General features: G+C 58.8%; 8 protein-coding genes. 7 read left to right on the forward strand and 1 reads right to left on the reverse strand.

Going from position 1 to position 6074, the window contains the following annotated elements; translation table 11 throughout:
* Positions 1-135: 135 nt before the first annotated feature.
* Positions 136-453, forward strand: coding sequence for a ubiquinone biosynthesis protein COQ7 (locus QZ307_RS05295; protein WP_275205984.1), 318 nt, complete (start codon positions 136-138; stop codon positions 451-453).
* A gap of 84 nt (positions 454-537) precedes the next feature.
* Here QZ307_RS05295 and QZ307_RS05300 read toward each other — a convergent pair whose 3' ends face one another.
* The gene (locus tag QZ307_RS05300) at positions 538-1239 is read right to left on the reverse strand and encodes an HAD-IA family hydrolase (protein WP_295996863.1); all 702 of its coding nucleotides are present in this window, start codon (positions 1237-1239) and stop codon (positions 538-540) included.
* Positions 1240-1534: 295 nt separating this feature from the next.
* Between QZ307_RS05300 and QZ307_RS05305 the strand changes: the two genes are divergently transcribed.
* The 6 genes from QZ307_RS05305 (at position 1535) to QZ307_RS05330 (ending at position 5250) form a co-directional block, all read left to right on the forward strand.
* Positions 1535-1978: a hypothetical protein gene (locus tag QZ307_RS05305; RefSeq protein ID WP_295996866.1), complete on the forward strand. Its 444-nt coding sequence runs from the start codon at positions 1535-1537 to the stop codon at positions 1976-1978.
* 118 nt (positions 1979-2096) lie between these two features.
* Complete coding sequence (locus QZ307_RS05310) at positions 2097-2816, forward strand: metallophosphoesterase (RefSeq protein WP_295996869.1); 720 nt, start codon at positions 2097-2099, stop codon at positions 2814-2816.
* 129 nt (positions 2817-2945) lie between these two features.
* Positions 2946-4148, forward strand: coding sequence for a Fic family protein (locus QZ307_RS05315; RefSeq protein ID WP_295996872.1), 1203 nt, complete (start codon positions 2946-2948; stop codon positions 4146-4148).
* Between the two features lie 8 nt (positions 4149-4156).
* Entirely contained in the window at positions 4157-4699 is a 543-nt protein-coding gene (gene thpR / locus QZ307_RS05320) for an RNA 2',3'-cyclic phosphodiesterase (protein ID WP_295996875.1), read from the forward strand.
* Positions 4700-4747: 48 nt separating this feature from the next.
* Positions 4748-4960, forward strand: a complete 213-nt coding sequence (locus QZ307_RS05325) for a DUF3791 domain-containing protein (protein ID WP_295996879.1) — start codon at positions 4748-4750, stop codon at positions 4958-4960.
* Complete coding sequence (locus QZ307_RS05330) at positions 4957-5250, forward strand: hypothetical protein (protein ID WP_295996882.1); 294 nt, start codon at positions 4957-4959, stop codon at positions 5248-5250. Before QZ307_RS05325 ends, QZ307_RS05330 begins: the two co-directional genes overlap by 4 nt.
* Positions 5251-6074 lie beyond the last annotated feature (824 nt).

Consider the following 6074-nt stretch of genomic DNA (forward strand, 5'->3'; position numbering starts at 1 on the left):
GTCAGTAGCAACGGCGCTTCCCGCAGCAAAAAGCGCCTCCCCGTTCCTTTAGGATGAGCGCCAGCGTCATCGGAGCAGCGCCCACGACGGCGCCTTTCCGACGGCCCGCACGTCAAGCCGTTGAAAGGAACAATCATGGCTATTCTTTCCAACCCGTTTGTAATGGAAGTCCCGCGCAAGCTGACGGACGAAGAGCTCATCAACGCCATTCGCCAAGACATCGTTGGCGAGCTGGAGGCCATCCACGAGTACGACGCCCATATTCAGGCCACGGACAACGAGGATGCCAAGAAGGTACTCGCCGATATTCGCGACGAAGAGCGCGAGCATATGGGCGAGCTCATGGAGCTGCTGGAGCGCCTGGCGCCCGACGAGAAGGCCCTGAACGACGAGGGCCGCGAGGAAGTGCGCGAGATGCTGGACAAGAAGCCAGCCAAGAAGAGCAAGAAGTAGCACTTCCCGGAGAGCGTGCTTCTACAGGCGGCTCACGGCACGAGTGGGTGCCTCCGCCACGGCACCGGCACATCCCCTGCGGCGCTATACCCCCAGGTAATCCGCAAGCCCCGTCAGCGAGTTGAACTCGAGGGCGGGGTTTTCCTGTGCCAAGACTTCCGCAGAAAACATGCCCCACAAAGCCGCCACTGAGGTGCAACCAGCGGCATTGCCCGCCTGAATGTCGAAGGGGCTGTCTCCAATATAGAAGCAGGCCGTTGGATCGAGCCCCATCAGCGAGGCAGCCCGCAGAATGGGACCCGGGGCCGGCTTGTGTTCCGGCCAGTCGTCGGGAGCAATCAGTACGTCGAAGAACTCCGCTATGCCGCTCATCTCCAGGCCGCGCTGGGCCATGGCGTGACGCTTGGACGTCACCACGCCCATAGGAATGCCCGCCGATCGAAAACGCTCCAGCGCGGCGCGCGTATCGGGAAACGCCGCTATGCGCTCGTCATGGACGATGTCGTTGTGGGCGCGATACCGAACGAGCAGCTCATCGGCCTTCTCCTCGTCCCCTTGGGCAAAGTGCAGCATTTGATCGCGCAAGGGCGTGCCCACTCCGGCCATCAGCTCAGCATCGGACAACCCCAGGCCCTCTACCTCGTTCAGCGCATAGCGCATGGAGCACAGGATGATCTCGTAGGTGTCGATCAGCGTGCCATCAGCATCGAACAGCAGGCCCTGCGCCTTTGGCGACGCAGACCTGCCCGAGGCCTGAGATGCAACGAGGGAAACGGGAGCGCTCATGAGCTTCCTTTCAAGGGACGAGCCTGGATCGTTACGGAACGAGAAAAGGTTCCTGCCCCTATTATGCCAATTTATTGCGATTAGTTACCATAGGGGCTAGCACGAAAGCGCAACGGCGGCGCATCACTTTCCACCCACCTGGGGTTTCACAACCGATTCCGCGTGTTGAGCCCCGCGGGAAGGCCTGTCGAAGCCCAAGCACCCTCAATCTTGCGAGTTTCGCGCTAACAGAACGCAAAATAACGTCCGCTTTGAAGAAAAATCTTCCAGAAGCGCTCAGCACCAAGGAGGCGCGATGAACTCTAGGCCCCTAGCGCAGGCGACGGCGCACCCGATAGCGCAGGCGAAGATCCAGCGCGTCCTCTCGCTGCTTTTCGCCGGCCTTTTGGCGCTCTCCCTAGCGGTCAGCGCCGGATGCGCAGACCTCCAGCCCGTCAACGACGCCCCGGAGGCCAACACCCCCGCCGCAGCCACCTCTCACCTGACCTTCCGCAACGCTCATGCCTTGGAGGAGCACTTCGAGAAGCACGGGGCCGAAATGGGATGCGCCACGGCCGACGAGTACCTGGCCAGCGCCAACGCCGTCATCGCCAACCCAAAGTCGCTCCACAAGCTGCAAGCCGAAGACGGCGATGACCTCTACTTCCTGGAGCGTACCGGCGAGTTCGTCGTGGTGTCTTCCAAGGGGTTCATCCGCACCTACTTCATAACAGACCGCGATTACTACGACCGGCAGTAGCCCGTTATCGCACGCCTCCCGTCTTTCGGGACGAGCAGCGACCGGGCACCATTTGACAGTTCTCCAACCTGGGCCTGACGCCCTAGGCGGCACTGCCGGCACGCGCTACCATGACCTCATGATCTACATCACCGGCGACATACACGGCGACTTCCGCGACCTTATTGCGTTCAGCGAACGCCAAGGCCTTACCTGCGACGACATCGTTATCATCCTGGGCGACGTGGGCGCAAATTTCTACCTGCACGGCCGCGATCGCCAAACGAAGAAGAAGGCAGCGCGCATTCCCGCCACGCTGTTCTGCCTCCACGGCAACCACGAAGCGCGTCCTCAGTCGCTGCCCGAGTTGTACCACGAAAAGTCCTGGCACGGCGGCACAGTGTTCGTGGAAGACGCTTGGCCGAACCTCCTGTTCGCGAAGGACGGCGAGGTCTATGATTTCGACGGCTTTTCCACCATTGCCATCGGGGGCGCCTACAGCATCGACGCGGAATGGCGCGTGCGCGAGGGCCTGCCGTGGTTTCCCGACGAGCAGCCCGACGATGCGGTGAAGGCTCGCGTGGAGGCAGCCCTGGCAGCGCGCGGATGGCAGATCGACGTGGTGCTGTCCCACACCTGCCCCGCCAAATACACCCCGGTGGAGGCCTACTTCGAGGGCATCGACCAAAGCAAGGTGGACAAAAGCACCGAGAACTGGCTGGGCAGCCTAGAAGACCGGCTTGACTACCAGCGCTGGTGCTGTGGCCACTGGCACCTCAACAAGCACATCGACCGCATGGATTTCCTCTTCGGCGATGTAGAAGAATTCGCCGCCGGCCTGGTGCCATTCGATGCTTAAAATCCGCGCTAGGACGCCGCAAGATTCTCGCCTTCCTCCTCTCGGCTTCCGTTCTTTCTGATAAGATTAACGGAAGTGAAATTAACTTCACTTCCGTTAATCTGGAAACAAGGAAGCGAACTTAGACCCATGAATAAATGGCCTGCCGTAAAAACGGAATCTGTTTCCTGGGAGCGAACCGAAGAGGACCTTCTCCTCATCCCCAAGTCGCGACGGCGGAAAATTATCGCCACCTACGAAGCCGCCATCCCTGCCACCCTGCAAAACCAGCAACTCATCCTCTCCCCTGAGCTGGCCGAGCGCCTTGCCGACGCCCGCGCAAGACTTGCGCGATTCGATGAGCAGCAGGCGACTCTGCCCTACAATTTGCCCAGCCTCCTCCTGCGCAGCGAGTCGGCGGCCAGCTCGCAAATCGAGAATCTCACCTCCAGCGCACGGAATATCGCCCTCGCCGAGCTTTCCCCATCGGCTCCGAAAAACGCGCAGATCATCGCCGGCAACATCGACGCGATGCGATGCGCCCTCGGACTCACCGGCCCACTCAGCGTCCCCCGCATTCAAGACATCCACCGTCAGTTACTCAAACACGCCGACGAGCCTTTCGCTGGCACGCTGCGCTCCGAGCAAGTGTGGGTCGGCGGCACGCCCTACAGCCCTCACGGAGCCTTGTTCGTACCCCCTCATGCCGACCGAGTGATCGATTGCCTGAACGATCTCTGCGCTTTCACGCAGCGCGACGACCTCGACCCCATCGCCAAGGCGGCCATCACCCACGCTCAGTTCGAAACCATCCATCCCTTCATCGACGGGAATGGCCGCACAGGCCGCACCCTGCTTCACTACTTGCTGCGCGAAGATGCGGTTCTGCGCCGCGCAACCATTCCCCTTTCCGCCGGGCTGCTGCACGATATCGACAACTACATGGAGGCGCTGCGCCTCTACCAGCAGGGCAAGCCTGAGCCCATCATTGAACAGCTCATCGATGCCATTGATCTCGCCATCGTCGTCTCACAAAGGACTTCCGAACGGGCACGTGCGCTTTTGGAAGACTGGGAAAGCGCCATGCACGAGCGCGTAACGGCGAAGATTCGCCACCTGCCAGCGCTCCTGGTAGAGCAACCTGTCGTGGATTCGGCTTTTGTCGCGCAACGACTCGGCATCACCCGCCGCGCCGCCATGGATCTCATCAACCGTGCATGCGAATACGGAATTCTCAGGCCCATCGGCAATGCGAAACGCGGGGAATTCTACCAAGCGCCAGCTATGCTCGACATGTTGGACGCAATATCAAGCATGGCCGGAATTCGTCGCATGCTTGGAAGCGCCCGCTAGGAGGAACTATGCGTACCTTTATCGCCCTAGATTTGCCAACGGAATTCGCCGACGGTTCGGCCGCTTTGGCCCGCATGCTCGGCACCTCTGTAGAAGGCCGCTTTCTGCCGCGCGACACCTATCACCTGACGCTCGCCTTCCTCGGCGATATCGAGGACGCCGAAGCCGCCCGCGCCATGGACGCCATAGACGAGGCCTGCGATAAGCTGCGGGAATCCGAAGAACCCGTTCTACTCGCCCCCGACGGCCTAGGGAAGTTCGGCCGTCCCCACGATGCCACCCTCTGGCTCGGTATTGCCAAGTTGCCGCCCTTGGAAACTCTGGCCGCCACCCTGAAGGAAGCCCTCCGCGCCCGCGCCCTCCCCTTCGACGACAAACCTTTCCTGCCACACGTCACCTTGGCTCGCCGCGCCCGGCTCCCAAAAGGCGATCTCCCGTCCTTGGCATTCCCCCTCCCCACCAAAACCGAAACCCTCACCCTCTACAAAAGCACGCTAGACAGAGATGGCGCCACCTACAAGCCACTCTACCAGCAGACGCTGGACGACTAGTTGCCCTATAATGGCAGCATTGACCGCTAAGAAGCCGAAGGAGGCCCCATGCTTGACGAAGTGCTCTTCATGCAAACGCGTCTCTTTCGCAGGTTCTGGCAAGAGCATCACATGACGCTCCACGAAGCCCTTGCCCTTTTCGAGTCCCACCGCGTATGGGACTTCATCGAGAGCTGCTACGACGCCCTGCTCACCAGCAGCGACGATTGCGCCCTCGCCGACATCAACCACCTACTCGCCAGCCAGGGAGTCGCCCTGTGAACCTGCAGGACGGTAAATCTCTTCCGTCCTGTCTAGAAGCACTCCGCAAGCCGTTCTCGTTAAACGATGAGATTATGACAACAACAGCCGACCTCATTTTTTGCGAAGCCGTGCAAGACCTCGCTAAGAAAACAGGTCAAGCCCTCGCAGAGGTTCGGCGTGCCGCCATTGAATCACGCGCTTATGAGGCTCTATACGATCCTGAAACCGGCATGTGGGGAGAGGGCCCTGATTCATTTGCGGAGTTTATCAAGCGCGATCGGCCTAACAGCATACAGGGCGCCGCCTGAATGAAATCTGTCGGAAGTACGTCTCGAGGGGAAATATGCGCAGAAAGACAGTCAAGGGCATCTGCCACGTCTGTGGGAAAACGACCGATTTAAGCTTCGAGCATGTTCCTCCGCGTGCCTTAAGTAATACTAGTCCGGTAAAAAAGTATTCGGGTGTTGAGTTAGCCCAAGCTACAGGATCGCTTTTTAATGCTAGTTTCGATGGAATTCGTTATAAATCCAGCCAACGAGGATCCGGTTTCCAAACGATCTGCGCTAGCTGCAACTCGTATTTTGGGCGACACTATGTTAGTGAATATTGCGAATTCTCTGAGGCACTGGGCAGCTTACTGCTATCTAACCCACCAAGCAAAGAAGAATTAGGCATCCACCTTGAACCGAGAAGCTTGAATGGACTGGCATTTATCAAGCATATTGTCAGCAACTTCTGTGCTAGCTCGCAGACTGGAACCCTCTTTACATGCCGAGATTTTCTTTTGGATCACAAAAGCAATGCGTTTCCGAGTCATCTGAAAGTATATTTGTTTGCCGTACCTGACCCTGGACCGTTGTTTGTCACCACAGGCTGGACAAAGATGCTTATGCAGGACGGCTCGATTGTAACTGCTAGCTACCTGGCCTCATTTCCTCTTGGTTATTCACTCGTGGACACAAACGAGACAAACACGGATCCTTGCTCTCTGGGCTGCGATATCACTGCTCTCGCCTATCGACCGTGGGAAAGCATCTCATGCTCCTTGGATCTACCATATAAGACCATCGAGAACACTTTTCCCGCCCCTCGTTATTAGCAGCAACAGCTCCCGCAAATGACCATTTAGCTG

It is taken from the genome of uncultured Adlercreutzia sp., from assembly GCA_910585575.1.
In the GTDB taxonomy this organism is placed as follows: Bacteria; Actinomycetota; Coriobacteriia; order Coriobacteriales; family Eggerthellaceae; genus Adlercreutzia.

Coding starts and splice junctions, on each gene's coding strand:
- QZ307_RS05295 (WP_275205984.1), top strand. CDS start 136: ATGGCTATTCTTTCCAACCCGTTTGTAATGGAAGTCCCGCGCAAGCTG.
- QZ307_RS05300 (WP_295996863.1), bottom strand. CDS start 1,239: ATGAGCGCTCCCGTTTCCCTCGTTGCATCTCAGGCCTCGGGCAGGTCT.
- QZ307_RS05305 (WP_295996866.1), top strand. CDS start 1,535: ATGAACTCTAGGCCCCTAGCGCAGGCGACGGCGCACCCGATAGCGCAG.
- QZ307_RS05310 (WP_295996869.1), top strand. CDS start 2,097: ATGATCTACATCACCGGCGACATACACGGCGACTTCCGCGACCTTATT.
- QZ307_RS05315 (WP_295996872.1), top strand. CDS start 2,946: ATGAATAAATGGCCTGCCGTAAAAACGGAATCTGTTTCCTGGGAGCGA.
- thpR (WP_295996875.1), top strand. CDS start 4,157: ATGCGTACCTTTATCGCCCTAGATTTGCCAACGGAATTCGCCGACGGT.
- QZ307_RS05325 (WP_295996879.1), top strand. CDS start 4,748: ATGCTTGACGAAGTGCTCTTCATGCAAACGCGTCTCTTTCGCAGGTTC.